The 16,030-nt window shown below is 70.0% G+C and carries 15 protein-coding genes; 9 read left to right on the top strand and 6 right to left on the bottom strand.

The features are described 5' to 3' along the window. Window positions 1-20: 20 nt before the first annotated feature. Window positions 21-689, top strand: coding sequence for a GTP pyrophosphokinase family protein (locus tag ACIPV2_RS08180; RefSeq protein WP_400840152.1), 669 nt, complete (start codon window positions 21-23; stop codon window positions 687-689). A 22-nt stretch (window positions 690-711) separates the two neighbouring features. Here ACIPV2_RS08180 and ACIPV2_RS08175 read toward each other — a convergent pair whose 3' ends face one another. Both ACIPV2_RS08175 and ACIPV2_RS08170 read right to left on the bottom strand, forming a co-directional pair. Next, window positions 712-1,944 carry an amidohydrolase gene (locus ACIPV2_RS08175; RefSeq protein WP_400840150.1) on the bottom strand — a complete coding sequence of 411 codons (1,233 nt, stop codon included), beginning with the start codon at window positions 1,942-1,944 and terminating at the stop codon, window positions 712-714. Between the two features lie 56 nt (window positions 1,945-2,000). Next, window positions 2,001-2,621, bottom strand: coding sequence for a TetR/AcrR family transcriptional regulator (locus ACIPV2_RS08170; protein ID WP_400840148.1), 621 nt, complete (start codon window positions 2,619-2,621; stop codon window positions 2,001-2,003). A gap of 60 nt (window positions 2,622-2,681) precedes the next feature. On the opposite strand from ACIPV2_RS08170, the gene ACIPV2_RS08165 reads away from it, so the two are divergent. After that, entirely contained in the window at window positions 2,682-3,755 is a 1,074-nt protein-coding gene (locus ACIPV2_RS08165) for a flavin-containing monooxygenase (protein ID WP_400840146.1), read from the top strand. Window positions 3,756-3,976: 221 nt separating this feature from the next. Then, window positions 3,977-4,180 carry a cold-shock protein gene (locus tag ACIPV2_RS08160; RefSeq protein WP_071643350.1) on the top strand — a complete coding sequence of 68 codons (204 nt, stop codon included), beginning with the start codon at window positions 3,977-3,979 and terminating at the stop codon, window positions 4,178-4,180. Between the two features lie 98 nt (window positions 4,181-4,278). Here ACIPV2_RS08160 and ACIPV2_RS08155 read toward each other — a convergent pair whose 3' ends face one another. After that, complete coding sequence (locus ACIPV2_RS08155; protein WP_400840144.1) at window positions 4,279-5,739, bottom strand: alanine/glycine:cation symporter family protein; 1,461 nt, start codon at window positions 5,737-5,739, stop codon at window positions 4,279-4,281. A gap of 148 nt (window positions 5,740-5,887) precedes the next feature. Between ACIPV2_RS08155 and ACIPV2_RS08150 the strand changes: the two genes are divergently transcribed. After that, window positions 5,888-7,081 (top strand): MFS transporter, encoded by a 1,194-nt coding sequence (locus ACIPV2_RS08150; RefSeq protein WP_400840142.1) that lies wholly within the window; start codon window positions 5,888-5,890, stop codon window positions 7,079-7,081. Window positions 7,082-7,099: 18 nt separating this feature from the next. Here ACIPV2_RS08150 and ACIPV2_RS08145 read toward each other — a convergent pair whose 3' ends face one another. The 3 genes from ACIPV2_RS08145 to ACIPV2_RS08135 all read right to left on the bottom strand — a co-directional run bounded on the left by ACIPV2_RS08145 (window position 7,100) and on the right by ACIPV2_RS08135 (window position 10,921). Then, entirely contained in the window at window positions 7,100-8,110 is a 1,011-nt protein-coding gene (locus ACIPV2_RS08145) for a LacI family DNA-binding transcriptional regulator (protein WP_400840140.1), read from the bottom strand. Between the two features lie 153 nt (window positions 8,111-8,263). Next, window positions 8,264-9,937 carry a glycoside hydrolase family 13 protein gene (locus ACIPV2_RS08140; RefSeq protein ID WP_400840138.1) on the bottom strand — a complete coding sequence of 558 codons (1,674 nt, stop codon included), beginning with the start codon at window positions 9,935-9,937 and terminating at the stop codon, window positions 8,264-8,266. Window positions 9,938-9,985: 48 nt separating this feature from the next. Beyond that, a complete protein-coding gene (locus tag ACIPV2_RS08135) occupies window positions 9,986-10,921 on the bottom strand; it encodes a 2-hydroxyacid dehydrogenase (RefSeq protein ID WP_400840136.1) in 936 nt (311 codons plus the stop codon). Window positions 10,922-11,033: 112 nt separating this feature from the next. Here ACIPV2_RS08135 and ACIPV2_RS08130 point away from each other — a divergent pair, with 112 nt between their 5' ends. From ACIPV2_RS08130 to ACIPV2_RS08110, 5 genes are read left to right on the top strand one after another with little or no spacing between them, the layout of a single operon-like run. Then, window positions 11,034-12,065 (top strand): iron-siderophore ABC transporter substrate-binding protein, encoded by a 1,032-nt coding sequence (locus ACIPV2_RS08130; protein WP_400840134.1) that lies wholly within the window; start codon window positions 11,034-11,036, stop codon window positions 12,063-12,065. 30 nt (window positions 12,066-12,095) lie between these two features. Then, window positions 12,096-13,139 (top strand): FecCD family ABC transporter permease, encoded by a 1,044-nt coding sequence (locus ACIPV2_RS08125; RefSeq protein WP_400840132.1) that lies wholly within the window; start codon window positions 12,096-12,098, stop codon window positions 13,137-13,139. Next, window positions 13,136-14,260 carry a FecCD family ABC transporter permease gene (locus tag ACIPV2_RS08120; RefSeq protein ID WP_400840130.1) on the top strand — a complete coding sequence of 375 codons (1,125 nt, stop codon included), beginning with the start codon at window positions 13,136-13,138 and terminating at the stop codon, window positions 14,258-14,260. Before ACIPV2_RS08125 ends, ACIPV2_RS08120 begins: the two co-directional genes overlap by 4 nt. Further along, entirely contained in the window at window positions 14,257-15,057 is an 801-nt protein-coding gene (locus ACIPV2_RS08115; RefSeq protein ID WP_101187943.1) for an ABC transporter ATP-binding protein, read from the top strand. Before ACIPV2_RS08120 ends, ACIPV2_RS08115 begins: the two co-directional genes overlap by 4 nt. Next, a complete protein-coding gene (locus ACIPV2_RS08110; RefSeq protein ID WP_400840127.1) occupies window positions 15,047-16,000 on the top strand; it encodes a siderophore-interacting protein in 954 nt (317 codons plus the stop codon). The genes ACIPV2_RS08115 and ACIPV2_RS08110 overlap by 11 nt, the downstream gene beginning before the upstream one ends. Window positions 16,001-16,030 lie beyond the last annotated feature (30 nt).

Here is a 16,030-nt window from a genome sequence, read left to right as displayed (position 1 = left end):
GGGCGCGTAGCGTCGCAAGCATGACGATGCTCCCGGTCGACGAAGCCGCGATCGCCGAGGCGAAGCAGCTGCGTGATGCGTTCCAGCGCTTCCTGCGCGAGTACGAGTTCGGGATGCGCGAGGTCGAGACGAAGATCTCGATCCTGCGCGACGAGTTCACGCACATGCACGCGTACAACCCCATCGAGCACGTCAAGAGTCGCGTCAAGACGCCCGACAGCATCGTCGAGAAGGTCGCCCGGAAGGGCATCGACGCCGACTTCGACGTGATCCGTCGCGAGATCACCGACATCGCCGGGGTGCGCGTCACCTGCAGCTTCGTCAGCGACGTGTATCAGCTGTTCGATCTGCTCACCCAGCAGGACGACGTGACCGTGCGCGCGGTCAAGGACTACATTGCCGAGCCCAAGCCCAACGGATATCGCAGCCTGCACGCGATCGTCGAGGTACCGGTGTTCCTCTCCACGGGGCCGGTCGCGATCCCCGTGGAGGTGCAGTTCCGCACCATCGCGATGGACTTCTGGGCCAGCCTCGAGCACAAGATCCACTACAAGTTCTCCGGCCGCGTGCCCACGCACCTCGTGCAGAGCCTCACCGACGCGGCCGAGGTGGCCGACGAGCTCGACCTGCGCATGCAGCGCCTGCACCGCGAGGCTCACGAGAGCAATCAGCGCGTCATCGAGGCGTGAGCCCCGGCGCCCGGAAACCGCCTCAGCCGAGGAACTCCCGGGCAGCCGTCGCCATCGCGCTGACGCCGACCTCGATCGTGGGGTGCATCACCGGGGCGTAGAACGGCGAGTGGTTGGTGGGGACATCCTTGTCGACGGTGCCGTTCGCCACGGCATCGGCATACGCCTTCGGGTCGACTCCGCCCCAGAACCAGAACACGAGCGGAACCCCCGCGTCGCGGGCGAACCACGACACGTCCTCGCTGCCGGTGAAGAGGCCGGGGTCGATCACCGACTGCTCGCCGAAGACACCGCGGAAGGCCGAGACCACCCGCTCCGTGGCATCCGCGTCGTTGATGGTGGCCGGCAGGCGGTGCAGGGTCGAGATCTCCGGCTCGCGTTCGGCGCCGGATGCCATGGCCTCGGCGCGGACGACCCGCTCGACCCGCTCGAGCACCTTCTCGCGCAGCTGCTCGTCGGGGTAGCGCAGGCTGAGCTGCAGCGTGGCATCCGCCGGGATGATGTTGTTCTTGGTGCCGGCGTGGATCGCGCCCACCGTCACCACGGTGAGGTCGCGCGGGTCGACCTCACGTGAGACGACGGTCTGCAGCCGCATGATCGTCGCCGCGGCCATGACGATCGGGTCGATCGTCGAGTGCGGACGCGAGCCGTGGCCGCCACGGCCGTGCAGCACCACCTGGATGCCGTCGGATGCCGACATCTGCGGGCCCGGCCGCACGCCGATCGTGCCGGCGGGCAGGGGAGTGACGTGCTGGCCGAGCACGACGTCAGGGCGCGGGAAGCGATCGAGCGCGCCGTCGTCGAGCATCGCGCGGGCGCCGGCGCCGTACTCCTCGGCGGGCTGGATGACCACGACGACCGTCCCGCTCCACTGCTCGCGCTCGGCGACCAGACGCTCGACGGCGCCGATCATGGCGGTGACGTGCATGTCGTGACCGCAGGCGTGCATCACGCCGACGGTGTTGCCGTCGGGGTCGACCCCGGTCGCGGTGGACGCATACGGGAGCCCGGTCTCCTCGACGACCGGCAGCGCATCCATGTCCGCGCGCAGCCACACCACCGGGCCGGCCTGTCCTGAGCTCGTCGAAGGGTTCGTCAGCACGCCCACCACGCCGGTGATGCCGACGCCCTCGGTCACCTCGAGGCCCAGCTCGCGCAGGTGAGCCGCGGCGATGCCGGCCGTGCGCGTCTCCTGGAACGACAGCTCGGGATGCTTGTGCAGGTCGATGTAGAGGGCTTCGAGGTCGACGGTCATGCGATGAGCCTAACCCCGGGGCCGCCGGCGGTACTCGCTGCTCCAGCGCTGCCGGATCATCCGAGAAGCGCTGCGCGCAGGGCGCGCTCGATCCACTGCCGGTGCGCGTCGATGGCCCACCCGCCATCGATCACCAGCGCTTCGTAGGCAGCGGGTGAGCCGATGGACCATATCGTCGCCGCGACGTCGTGGTCGCTGAGCCCGCTGCGCAGTCCGCCACGGGCGCGCAGCAGCTGCCCTGTGCGGCCGTAGCGCTCCAATCGCTGCTGCGCTCGGCGCGTCTGCAGTGCGGCGAGGTCGGCATCGACTGCCGCGCCCTGCGCGATCACGCGGTGGACGGGGTAGGTGCGGACATTGACCTCGGAGAGCCAGTCGGCGAGCACCCGCACGACGTCGTCGGCGTCGCTCGCGGCATCCAGCCGCTCTGCGAGGAACTCGACCACGGGTCTGCCATCCGTGCCGGATGCCCTGCGATCGAGCACAGCCGACAGGATGGCAGCCTTGCCGCCGACCGCGTTGTAGACGGTCTGCACCGCGGCATCGGCCTCGCGCGCGATCATGCTGATGGTCGTGCCCGCATAGCCTCGGTCGAGGAAGAGTGCGTCGGCGGAGGCGATGATCGACTCGCGAGTGTCGGACTGCTGCCGCGAACGCCGCGATGCTCTTGTGCTGGACACGTCCGAAGAATCGCATTCCATTCACTGGAACTGCATTCCAAGAGTGTGAGCAGGTGCGACATGGACACGGACGTCCTCATCATCGGGTCCGGGCAATGCGGGCTGGCCGCGAGCCGGGAGCTGCGAGAGCGCGGGGTGGCGCACGAGATCCTCACCGCCGACGACGCGCCGGGCGACGCATGGCGCCGCCGCTGGGAGACCCTTCGGCTGTTCACGCCCGCTCGATTCGACGCGCTTCCGGGGATGCGTTTTCCCGCGTCGCCTCGATACGCGCCGAGCGGCGGTGAGTTCGCCGACTATCTCGAGGTCTATGCCGAGCGCATCCACGCGCCCCTGCATACCGGGGTGACGGTCTCCCGAGTCAGTCGGGCCGCCGCCGGCGGATTCGCCATTCATTCGGACAAGGGGGTCTGGCGAGCTGCCAGGGTGATCGTCGCGACCGGTGGTGATACTCGTGCGCACATCCCCGAGCTGAGCAGCCGACTCGATCCCGGCATCGCGCAGCTGCACACCGGGCAGTACCGACGTCCCACTGACCTTGCCGGTGCTCGCGTGCTCGTCGTCGGATGCGGCACCTCAGGGGTGCAGCTCGGGATCGAGCTCGCTCGATCCGGTCGTCATGTGACGGTCGCCGGCAGGCCCACGGTGCATGTTCCCCGCCGACTGCTCGCCGTCGCCGGCGGCGCGTGGTTCGCGGTGCTGCATCACGTGCTCACCCTCGCCACGCCCGTGGGTCGCAAGGCCGCGCAGCGCGCCCCCTACGTCGGTGCTCCCCTCATCGGCATCGGCCCGGCAGACCTCGACGCGGCCGGGGCCGCGCGGGGACCTCGGCTGACCGGGGTGGTCGACGGAATGCCACAGCTGGAGGACGGACGGGTCATCGAATGCGATGCCGTCCTGTGGGTGACCGGCTACCGACCCGAGCTGGGCTGGATCGACGGACTCGCCCTCGATGATCGCGGACTGCCCGCGCACGAGAGGGGACTCCTCAGCGAAGCCCCTGGCCTCGCGTTCCTCGGGTTGCCTTTCCAATACGGGCTGACCTCCACTCTCATCGGCGGGGCGGGAAGAGACGCAGCGCACGTCGCATCCGCTTTCGCCTCCGAAGCCGCACGCCGTGATAGCGTGGAGTGACCCTCCGCCGGAGGCTTCACTCTCAACAGCTGCGCGAATCTCGCTGCAGCCATCACCCTGATCCCGACCCGCGTGTGAGTGCCGCGGACCAGGATCTCCCCGATCCCGTCGAGTCATGCGCCCCGCGCCAGTCGGTCGGCATCAGTACACCATGCACGCCGGACAGTTCAGCGTCGCATCCCGGTCGCGTCAGCGGCCAGATAAACAGAAAGCAGAAGCACATGGCCACTGGCACTGTGAAATGGTTCAACTCCGAAAAGGGCTTCGGCTTCATCGCTCCCGATGACGGCTCCGACGACCTGTTCGCGCACTTCTCGGCGATCGAGGGCAACGGCTACAAGGAGCTCACCGAGAACCAGAAGGTGGAGTTCGAGCCCGAGCGTGGCCCCAAGGGCATGCAGGCGGCGAAGATCCGCGCGCTCTGATCTGAGCACCGACAGAACCGGCCGGGACCCTCGTGGTCCCGGCCGGTTCTTTTCGTCCGGGAGGGCGGATGCCCGGCATCCGCCCTCCCCGGGATGGTTCAGCGCTTGCGGCCGGTGACCGGGATCGGCCCGGTGACGCTCAGCTCGTCCTCCCAGCACTGGATGCCCGTGACCTCGGGCATCCGCTCTCTCGTGAAGACCGGGTCGAGCCCGGCTCGACGCTGGTCGAGGTAGTCGCGCAGCAGCTTGAACGCGACGCCAGACAGAAGCGCGATGGCGATGAGGTTCACGATCGCCATGATGCCCATGATGCTGTCGGCGGTGTTCCAGATCAGGTCGGCCGAGGCGATCGAGCCGAGGAAGACCACGAGCACGACGAGGGCGCGGTAGCCCTGCAGCACGCCGCGGTGGGCGCGGATGAACTCGATGTTCGACTCGCCGTAGTAGTAGTTGCCGAGGATCGAGCTGAACGCCAGCAGGAAGATGATCACGCTCAGCACGATGTTCGACCATGAGCCGAGCGAGCTGACCAGGGCGTTCTGGGTGAGCACGATGCCCTGCTCGGCGTCTCGGAGATCGGGGGTTGCGACCAGCACGATGAACGCGGTGATCGAGCACACCAGGAACGTGTCGAAGTACACGCCGAGCGTCTGCACCAGGCCCTGCTTGACCGGGTGGGTGACAGCAGCGGTCGCGCCGGCGTTGGGTGCGGAGCCGAGACCGGCCTCGTTCGAGAACATGCCGCGCTTCGCGCCGATCATGATGATGGTGCCCAGCGCGCCGCCGGCGACCTCCTTCGTGCCCCACGCCTGCGTGTAGATCGAGGCGAACACCTCCGGCAGGCGGTCGATGTGGATCGCGACGATCACGAGACCCAGCAGCAGGTACAGCAGCGCCATCAGCGGCACGACCGCCGACGAGACCGTCGCGATGCGACGCACGCCGCCGAAGATGACGAGCGCGGTGAGCGCGGCAAGGACGGCCCCGACGACCCAGGGGATCCACGCGACGTCGCCGCCGAAGCTTCCGGAGACGGTGGCGCTGATCGTGTTGGCCTGCAGCGAGTTGAACGAGAACGGGAAGCACAGGATGAGGATGACCGCGAAGACGATGCCCATCCACCGGGCCTTCAGTCCGTGCTGCATGTAGTAGGCGGGGCCGCCGCGGAAGCCGTCCTTGTCGCGCACCTTGAAGGTCTGCCCGAGGGTCGACTCGATGAAGCTCGAGGCGCCCCCGATGAAGGCCATGGTCCACATCCAGAACACGGCGCCGGGGCCGCCGATCGCGATGGCGGTGCCGACGCCGGCGATGTTGCCGACGCCGACGCGGGACGCCGCCGAGATCGTGAAGGCCTGGAACGCGGACACGGACTGCGGCCGGCCCTCAGCGTCGGTCGGGGTGCGGTCGGTGAGCGTGCGGAACATCTCGGGGATGAGCCGGAACTGCACGACACCCGAGCGGAAGGTGAAGTAGAGACCGAGCAGCAGCAGGATGGGCAGCACCGCCCAGGTCCAGAGCTTGTCGCCGAAGAAGAGCACGAAGTCGTTGAGTGCGTCCATGCGACCAGTATTCAGGGACGAGGCGTCCGACGAGAACAGCGCCGGGCGGAATGAGCCGAATCGGCTGACGCGCTCACGCGGTGAAGAGGTGCTGAGAAACCTGCCGTCACATGGCCGCAGGTGCACCTGCTTCTGCTTTGATGAGTTTGTGAAGACGACTGACGAAACTCGTCCCGCCGGGTTCGGAGCCCTGCTGTGGCTCGCCCTCGCGACCTTCTCGATGGGGATCGACGGGTACGTGCTCGCCGGCCTGCTGCCGCAGATCGCCGGCGATCTGGATGTCGCCGAGGCCGCTGCGGGTCAGCTGGTTGCGGTGTTCGCCCTCACAGCGGCCATCGCCGGGCCCGTGCTGTCGTCGGTCACCGGCCGCTGGGAGCGCAAGCTCGTCATCTCGCTGTCGCTGGCCGTGTTCGTGCTGGGCAACCTGCTCATCGCCGTGTCGGTCAACTACGCCATGGCGATGACCGGCCGCATCGTCTCCGCCCTCGGCGGCTCGCTGCTCAGCGCCGTCGTCAGCGCGTACGTGCTGGCGAAGACGGCGCCCGAGCGTCGGGGCCGCGCTCTCTCGTTCGTGCTGGGCGGGTTCCTCGCCGCGACCGCCCTCGGCGTTCCGGTCGGTCTCGTCATCGGGCAGGACGACTGGCGGCTGCCGCTGTTCCTGGTCACGGGCGTGGGCGCGGTCGCGCTCATCGGCATCCTGATCAACGTCCCCCGTCTGCACCTGCCCGCCCTCACCCTGCGCCAGACGCTCAGCCCTCTCGGGCGCCCCGCCGTGATCGGCTCGATCTTCGTCGCGACGGGCATCATGTGCGCGAGCTACCTGTGCTTCACCTACGCGACGCTCATCTTCGGGCCGCGGGTCGGGGAGGGGGCGCCGATCATCGCGGCGATGTTCGGGTACGGCATCGTCAGCCTCGGCGGCAACATCCTCTCCGGTCGCATCACCGACCGCATCGACCCGAAGACCGTGATCGCGCTGATCATCGGCATCCTCATCGTCGTGGCGCTGCTCGGCACCGCGGGACTGCTGCTTCCCGGCGTCGGCGGTGCGGTCGCGGCATTCGCCTGGTTCTTCGGGTGCGCGTTCTTCAACGGCGGGTCGGGTGTCGCGCTGCAGTCGCGCCTGGGAGACATCGCCCCCGACTCGATGTCGCTCGTGCTGGCCCTCAACGGCAGCGGCATGCAGCTCGGGTCAGCGCTCGGCGGCATCCTGGGCGGACTGCTGCTGGCATCCGGGGTTCCCGCCGACGGGCTCGTGCCGGCCTCGGCCGTCGTGCTCGCGGTGACGATGGGGCTGCACCTGCTCGTCTCGCGCGCCGCGCAGCGCGTTCCCGTCGCCTGAGCCGCGGGGCGCTGGATGCTATGACCGCGGCGGCGCGGTCGTGCTGCGCACGATGAGCTCGTAGGGCAGGTCGGCGACGGCCCCGGCATCCGGAATCCCCTCCAGCTGCGCGAGGATCGCCGCCGCCGCCCGCTCGCCCTGTGCGAGCGGGAACTGGTCGACGGTGGTGAGCTCGAAGAACTCGCCGAGCTCGTAGCCGTCGATGCCGACGATCGAGACGTCCTCCGGCACTCGGATGCCGAGGTCGCGGGCGGCCAGCAGCGCTCCGATGGCCATCTCGTCCGAGGCGGCGAAGATCGCCGACGGCCGCGGCCCGGAGCCGCTGAGCAGCCGCGTGGCGGCGCGGTACCCGCCGTCGACGGTGAAGTCCGCCGGCTCCAGCAGTGCGGGGTTCGCGGGGATTCCCGCATCCGCCAGCGCCTGCTCGAAGCCCAGGCGCCGGCGCGACGGCACACGGAAGTCGGCCTCGAACTCGGGACCCGCGCCGATGTGCGCGATATCGCGGTGCCCGAGAGCGATCAGATGCTCGGTGGCCAGGCGCGCGACTGCGGTGTCGTCGAAGGTCAGGGTCCGAAGTCGCGGATTCGGGCCGCCGACGCCGATCACCGGCAGGCCGAGATCGAGCAGCTGAGCGGTCTCGGCATCGTCGAGCTCGATGGCGACGGCGATCACGGCATCCACCCGCTGCCGGCGCAGGAATGTCGAGAACACCTGCTGGCGCACGGCGGCGTCGGCCGTGATGTTGTACAGCGTGACGTCGTAGCCCGCCCGCATCAGGGCGCTGGTCACGCCCGACAGCACGGCGCCGAAGAACCAGCGGTCGAGGAACGGCACGATCACCCCGACGTTCTGCGTGCGTCCGGATGCCAGGCTCGACGCGCGCGACGACACGACGTATCCGAGTGAGTCCGCAGCCGAGCGCACCCGCTCGCGGGCGGCGTCGGACACGTGCCCGCGCCCGCTGAGCGCGCGCGACACCGTCGCCGTCGACACCCCGGCGAGCCGGGCGACCTCGTCGATGCTCACCATGTCGTCGGCCTTTCGCGCCCGCCGACGCGAGAAACCACATCCGGCATGAGAAACCACGGAAAACGTGGTTTCTCAGGCAGGAAGTGGTTTCTCACGGGGGTGCCGGGTCGGTCGGGGGTGCCGGGTCGGTCGAGGTCGGTCGAGGGAGCGCGCTCAGGCCCGCGTGAACCAGGCGGCGGTGTTCGGGGGCAGCGCGGTGCCGGCGAACGGCTCACTCTGCACGACGAAGGTCACGTCGTCGCCGAGCTCGATGGGCTTCTCGCCGAGGTTCGCGACCACGTGCAGCTCGCCGCGGCGGAAGGCCACGGCCGAGTCATCCACGTCGTCCCAGATCAGCGAACCCGAACCGAGCGCGCGCTCGCGCCGCTCGGTCAGCAGTCGCCGGTAGAGGTTGAGCGTCGAGTCGGCGTCGCCCTCCTCGGCGTCGCGGGCGAAAGTCGCCCACTCCGCCGGCTGCGGCAGCCACGAGGCGCCGGTGTCGTTGAATCCGAACGAGGGCCCGGATGCTGTCCACGGCAGCGGCACGCGGCAGCCGTCGCGACCGTAGCGCTCGCCGTTCGTGCGGAACCAGGTCGGATCCTGACGGAACTCGTCGGGAATCTCCATCGCCTCGGGAAGGCCCAGCTCCTCGCCCTGGTAGATGTAGGCCGAGCCGGGCAGGGCGAGCATGAGGGTGGTGGCTGCCCGACCGCGCGACAGGCCGACCACGGGGTCGGGCTTGCCCTCGGACTTCGGCCCGATGCCCTCGCCCTGCGGGTTGTCGGCGGTGAGCGCAAGGCGCGAGGCGTGACGGACGACGTCGTGGTTGGAGAGCACCCAGGTGCTCGGGGCCCCGACCTTGCCGAACTCCTCGAGCGACTCGCGGATCACGAGGCGCAGCTCCTGGGCATCCCACGGCGTCATCAGGTAGGGGAAGTTGAAGGTCTGATGCATCTCGTCTGGCCGCACCCAGAGGGCGGTCTTCGGCAGCGTCGGCAGCCATGCCTCGCCGCACAGCGCCCGGTCGCCGTCGTACTCGGCGAGCACCCGGTGCCAGTCGCGGTAGATGTCGTGCACCTCGTCCCGGCCCCAGTACGGCACGTTCTCCTCGCCGCCGCCCATCGAGTCGGCGTCGGCCACCGGCGCGTAGTCGGGAAGCCCGGCCTCCTTCATCATGCCGTGCGCCACATCGACGCGGAATCCGTCGACGCCGCGGTCGAGCCAGAAGCGCAGGATGCTGCGGAACTCCTCGCGCACCTCTTCGTTCGTCCAGTCGAAGTCGGGCTGCGACGCGTCGAAGATGTGCAGATACCACTGGCCGGGCGTGCCGTCGGGCTCGGTCACGCGCTGCCACATGCCGCCGCCGAACACGCTCTCCCAGTTGTTCGGGGGCAGCTCGCCGTTCTCGCCGCGGCCGTCGCGGAACACGTAGCGGGCGCGCTCCGGGCTGCCGGGAGCCGCCTTCAGCGCCTCCTGGAACCACACATGCTGGTCGGAGGAGTGGTTGGGGACGAGATCGACGATGACCCGGATGCCGCGGGCGTGCGCCTCGTTCAGCATGACGTCGAAATCGGCGAGCGTCCCGAACAGCGGGTCGACGTCGCGGTAGTCGGCGACGTCGTAGCCGGCATCCTTCTGCGGGCTGGTCATGAACGGGCTCAGCCAGATGGCGTCGATGCCCAGGCTCTTCAGGTCGTCGAGCCGGCTGGTGACACCCGGCAGGTCGCCGATGCCGTCGCCGGATGCGTCGGCGAACGACCGGGGGTAGATCTGGTAGATGACGGCAGTGCGCCACCACTCCGAACCGGGGGCTGCCATCTGCTCACGCTGCTGTTCACGCTGTGCCATGCAACCAGGCTAGTGCAAGCGCTTACACCGCCTTCCGGCGCCGCTCGGTCAGGACGCCGGGATGACGACGTTCAGCGGAGGCTCTCCGGCCAGCATCCGCTCGATCTGACGCCGGACGAGCCGCGCCATCCGCGGGTTCATCGCCGTCGATGCTCCGCCGCCATGCGGGGTGATCAGCAGGTTCGGCGCCGACCAGAGCGGATGCCCGGCGGGCAGGGGCTCCTCTTCGAAGACGTCGGATGCTGCGCGAATCGCGTCGGCGCTCAGGGCTGCGACCAGGGCATCGGTGTCGATCAGCGGCCCGCGCCCGACGTTCACCAGCAGAGCGCCCTTCGCCATACGGGCGATGCGCTCGCCATCGAAGAGATGGTGCGTGGCGTCGCTCGACGGCAGGCTCAGCACGACGATCTCCGCATCGGGCAGCAGCGCGTCGAGCTCGTCCATGCTGTGCACGGCGATCTCGCCGACCCCCTCGAGCTGCTCGGTGCGCGCGCTGCGCGCGACGGCCGTCATCTCGACCTCGAACGGTGCCAGGCGCCGGGCGACCGCCGTGCCCACGCCGCCGAAGCCCACGAGCAGCACCCGCCGATCAGCGAGGCTCTCGGCGAACACCGGCGCCCACTCGCCGCGCTCCTGCGCCTGCACGAACCGGGGCAGCTGCCGCTGCGCGGCGATCATCATTCCGACCGCGAGCTCGGCGGTCGACGCCTCATGCACGCTCGCGGCGTTCGCGAAGCGCAGGCCCGGCGGCAGCGTGTCGGCGACTCCGTCATAGCCGATCGACTGGCCCTGCACGAGCCCGACCTCGACGCCCTCGAGGGCGGCGAGCGACCCGGCGGTGCCCATGTACGGCGGCACGACGATGTCGATGCGGTCGGCGGGCGCGGGGGATCGGAAGTCCCATACCCGCAGGTCGACCCCGTCGGGCAGGGGGCCGATGTTCTCGGCGAGGCGTTCGGTCGGCACGGTCACGAACAGGGTCACGCTATGACCCTACCCGCGTGCGTCCTCCGGTATCCGCGTGCTACCTTAGGCAAGCCTTACCAAACTGCGCATCGGATCTCGGTGGCGCAGCCGCTCACCCGAAGGAACGCCTGTGCGATCTTCCCGCCTTCTCGCTCTCGCCGCCGCCGCAGCCCTCGCCATCGGCCTCGCCGGCTGCGCCTCCACCGCGGACGACAGCCGCGATGACTCGAATGCCACCTCTCCCGGATCGTCGGGCGGGGCGTTCCCCGTCACCATCGAGCATGCCTTCGGCGAGACCGTCATCGACGCCAAGCCCGAGCGGGTCGCGACCGTCGCGTGGGCGAACCACGAGGTGCCGCTCGCGCTCGGCATCGTCCCGGTCGGCATGAGCAAGGCCACCTGGGGAGACGACGACAACGACGGCATCCTGCCCTGGGTCGAGGAGAAGCTCGACGAGCTCGGCGGCGAGACGCCCGTGCTGTTCGACGAGACCGACGGCATCGACTACGAGGCCGTCGCCGACACCGCCCCCGACGTGATCCTCGCCGCGTACTCCGGCCTCACGCAGGAGGAGTACGACACCCTGTCGAAGATCGCTCCCGTCGTCGCCTACCCCGACGTCGCGTGGGGCACATCGGTCGAGGACATGATCGAGATGAACTCCGAGGCGCTCGGTCTCGAGAAGGAGGGCGAGGCCCTCATCGAGCAGCTCGAGGCCGACGCGGACGCTGCGCTCGCGCAGCATCCGGCGCTGAAGGACGCGAAGGTGCTGTTCGGATACTTCGACATGAGCGACCTGTCGAAGATCGGCTACTACACCGCCGCCGACACACGCCCCGGATACCTGCACGAGCTCGGCCTGCCGCTGCCGAGCATCGTCGAGGACAGCGCCGACAGCGACCAGTTCTACCTCGAGCTCTCGGCCGAGGACGCGCAGAAGTTCGATGACGTCGACCTGTTCGTCACCTACGGCGACGACTCCACTGTGGCGACCCTGCAGGCCGACCCGCTGCTGTCGAAGATCCCCGCGATCGCCGAGGGCCGCATCGCGATCCTGCCCGATGCGACGCCGATCGCTGCATCCGCGAACCCGTCGCCGCTGTCGATCCCGTGGGGTCTGAACGACTACTTCGGCATCCTCGCCGCGCCGCTGGCCCAGTAAGACTCCTGCCGCTTCCGGGGACTCCCGCTCGTGACCTCCACCGCAACGCCCGCGCCGGCCGTCGCGCATCTGCGCCGGCCGGTGCTGGCGCGCGCGTCGTGGCTGCTGGCCGGCGTCGCGGCTCTGGTCGTGCTCAGCATCCTGTCGATCTCGTTCGGCGTGCGCGCGGTGACGATCGACGACCTGCTGGCCGCGCTGGCGGGGCAGAACGAGACCATCGAGCAGGCCGCGATCATCAAGCGGATGCCGCGCACCGTGCTCGCCCTGCTCGTCGGCGCGGCGCTGGCCATGGCGGGTGCGGCCATGCAGGCGGTCACCCGCAACCCGATCGCCGAGCCGGGCATCCTCGGCGTCTCCAACGGCGCCTCGCTCGCCGTGGTCGTCGGCATCGCCTCGTTCGGCCTGAGCGACCCGTTCGGGCAGATGGCCTTCGCCATCTCCGGAGCAGCAGCGGCGGCGGTCTTCGTGTACGCGGTCGGCTCGCTGGGCCGCGGCGGCGCCACTCCGCTCAAGCTCGCGCTCGCAGGCGCGGCCACGTCCGCGGCCTTCGCCTCGCTGATCAGCGCCATCATGCTGCCGCGCGTCGACCTGCTGCAGACGTTCCAGTCGTGGCAGGTGGGCGGCGTCGGCGGTGCGGAGTGGCCGCGCATCGCGGTCACCGCGCCCGTGCTCGCGCTCGGCGCCCTCCTCTGCCTGCTGTGCGCGCGCGGGATGAACTCGCTCGCGCTCGGCGACGACATGGCGAGGGGCCTGGGCGAGAACGTCGCGCGCACGCGCATGCTCGCAGCGCTCGGCGCGGTGATCCTGGCCGGCGCCGCCACCGCCATCGCCGGTCCGATCGGCTTCGTCGGCCTGGTCGTGCCGCACGTGTGCCGGATGCTCGTCGGCACCGATCATCGCTGGCTGATGCCGTTCTCGGCCATGGCCGGCGCGGTGCTGCTGACCGCGAGCGATGTCGTCGGCCGCGTGATCGCCCCGTCGGGGGAGGAGATCCAGGTGGGCATCATCACGGCGATCATCGGGGCCCCGTTCTTCATCTGGATCGTGCGCAGGCAGAAGGTGCGTGAGCTGTGAGCACACGCGAGCACACCGCAGACGCGCACGCAGCGACGGCAGAGAGCAGCATCCCGGCCGCGCACACGCTCGAACGGCCGGCCGACACCGGTGCGCACCGGGTGCAGCGCATCATCGCCGGGCGTCGATCCCGTCACCGCCGCCACCTGCTCGCCACGATCACGCTGGGTGCGCTGGTGTGCCTGCTCTTCGCCGTCGCGCTCATGGTCGGCGACCGGTTCTACAGCCCCGAGCAGATCGTGCGGGTCATGCTCGGCGAGAGCGTGCCCGGGGCCTCGTTCACCGTCGGCGAGCTGCGTCTGCCGCGGGCGGTGCTCGCCGTACTCACCGGGCTGGGCTTCGGGATGGCCGGCGTGACCTTCCAGACCCTGCTGCGCAATCCGCTCGCCTCGCCCGACATCATCGGCATCTCGCACGGTGCCGGTGCTGCCGCGGTGGTCGGCATCATCGTGCTCTCGCTCGACGGACCGGCGGTGTCGCTGCTCGCGCTCGGCGGTGCGATCGCCACGGCCGGGCTGATCTATGCGCTCTCGCTGCGGGGCGGCTTCGCCGGCACCCGGCTGATCCTCATCGGCATCGGGGTCGCGGCGGTGCTGCAGAGCGTGATCTCGTACCTTCTCTCACGGGCGGCGAGCTGGGACATCCAGACCGCGATGCAGTGGCTCAGCGGCAGCCTCAACAACGCCTCATGGGAGCGCGTGGTCCCGATGGCCATCGCCGCGGCGGTCGTGATGCCGCTGATGCTGTCGCAGGGGCGCGCGCTCGGTGCGATGCAGCTGGGCGACGACTCCGCCGCCGGCCTCGGGGTGAGGGTGAACGCGACGCGCATGCTGTTCATCCTCGGAGCGGTCGCCCTGCTCGCCTTCGCCACCGCCGCCGCCGGGCCGATCGCCTTCGTCGCGTTCATGGCCGGGCCGATCGCCGCGCGCATCACCGGACCCGGAGCCGATCTGCTGCTGCCCAGCGCCTTCGTCGGCGCGGCACTCGTGCTCGGCAGCGACCTGCTCGGGCAGTTCGCCCTCGGCGCCCGCTATCCGGTCGGGGTCGTGACCGGCGTGCTCGGCGCGCCCTTCCTCATCTACCTGCTCGTCCGAACCAACCGCTCGGGAGGCTCCCTGTGACCGTGGCGCACACTCTCGCGGCCGAGTCCGTCACGCTCGCGTACGGCGACCGCACGGTGATCGAAGGGCTCGATCTGTCGATCGCGCCCGGCCGGATCACCTCGATCGTCGGAGCGAACGGATGCGGCAAATCCACGCTCCTCCGTGCGCTGGCGCGCCTGCTCACCCCGGCCGGCGGTCAGATCGTGCTCGACGGCGCCTCCGTGCACGCTCGCCCGTCGAAGGAGGTCGCGCGCCTTCTCGGCCTGCTGCCGCAGTCGCCCGTCGCGCCCGAGGGGATCGCCGTCGCCGACCTCGTTGGCCGGGGCCGGCACCCGCACCAGCGGATGCTCGCGCGCTGGAGCGCGCAGGACTACGCGGTGGTCGCCGATGCGCTCGACGCCACCGGCATCAGCGATCTCGCCGATCGCAGCGTGGATGAGCTGTCAGGCGGCCAGCGCCAGCGGGTGTGGATCGCGATGGCGCTCGCGCAGCAGACCGACATCCTGCTGCTCGACGAGCCCACCACGTTCCTCGACGTCGCCCACCAGGTCGAGGTGCTCGACCTGCTCACCGACCTGAGCGCCTCGCGCGGCACCACCATCGTGATGGTGCTGCACGACCTCAACCTCGCCGCCCGGTACAGCGACGAGCTGGTCGCCATGAAGGACGGCCGGGTGCACGCCGTCGGCGCCCCGGGTGAGATCGTCACCGCAGAACTCGTTCAGGAGGTCTTCGGCCTCGCCAATCAGATCACCGTCGACCCCGTCTCGGGCAAGCCGATGGTCACGCCCATCGGGAGACACCATGTCCGCTGACACCACGACGAAGACCCGGCCCACCTACCTGCTGGCGCTCGCCGAGGTTCGCGCCGTCGAGCGGGTGTCGCCCAGCTTCGTGCGGATCACCTTCGGCGGAGACGAGCTCGACGAGCTCTGCACTCCGGGCGACACGTTCGACTCGCGCGTCAAGCTGATCTTCCCGCCCCGACCGGATGCCGTGCCGCCGATCGACCGTGACGGCGACGACTGGTGGGGATCGTACCTGGCCGTTCCCGAGCACGAGCGCGGCTCGATGCGCACCTACTCGGTGCGCGAGCTGACCGTGACGGATGCGGGCACCGAGATCGTCATCGACTTCGTGCTGCACCTGCGCCCGGGACTCACCGGTCCGGCATCCCGCTGGGCCGCCGACGCACGGGTGGGGCAGCAGATGTTCCTCATCGGCCCGCGTCGCGGCGTATCCGCCCGCGAGCACGGTGGCGCGGAGTTCGCGCCCGGCGAGGCGGGCTCGGTGCTGCTGGCCGGTGATGAGACCGCCGCGCCTGCGATCGCCCGCATCCTCGAGGACGCCCCGCGTGACCTGCGCGGCACCGCATTCATCGAGGTGCCGGAGCGGGCCGATGTGCTCGAGATCGCGGCACCCGCCGGCGTGGAGGTGACCTGGCTGCCGCGCGCCGACGGCGTCGCACACGGAGCGTCTCTCATCCCGGCAGTGCTCGCCCATCTCGGTGACGCGCACACGCACGTCGACGTGCGCGATGTCGAGGGCGAGGATCTGCTCTGGGAGACCCCGGTGTACTCCAGCCTCGGCGAGGAGATCGCTGCGACGCACGCGCCCGCCGACCGGTACTTCTGGATCGCCGGCGAGAGCGGCGTGGTGACGACGCTGCGCCGACACCTGGTCAAGGATCTCGGCGTCGACCGCGCGCAGGTCGCCTTCATGGGCTACTGGCGCCACGGCGTCGCCATGCGCGGCTGACGACCTCGAACGCTGCGACACCCGGGGGTA

The sequence above is a fragment of the Microbacterium sp. NPDC089987 genome, assembly GCF_044748505.1.
Classification (GTDB): Bacteria; Actinomycetota; Actinomycetes; order Actinomycetales; family Microbacteriaceae; genus Microbacterium.
The sequence above is the reverse complement of the archived record's forward strand: the minus strand, read 5'-3'. Positions and strand labels throughout refer to the sequence as shown.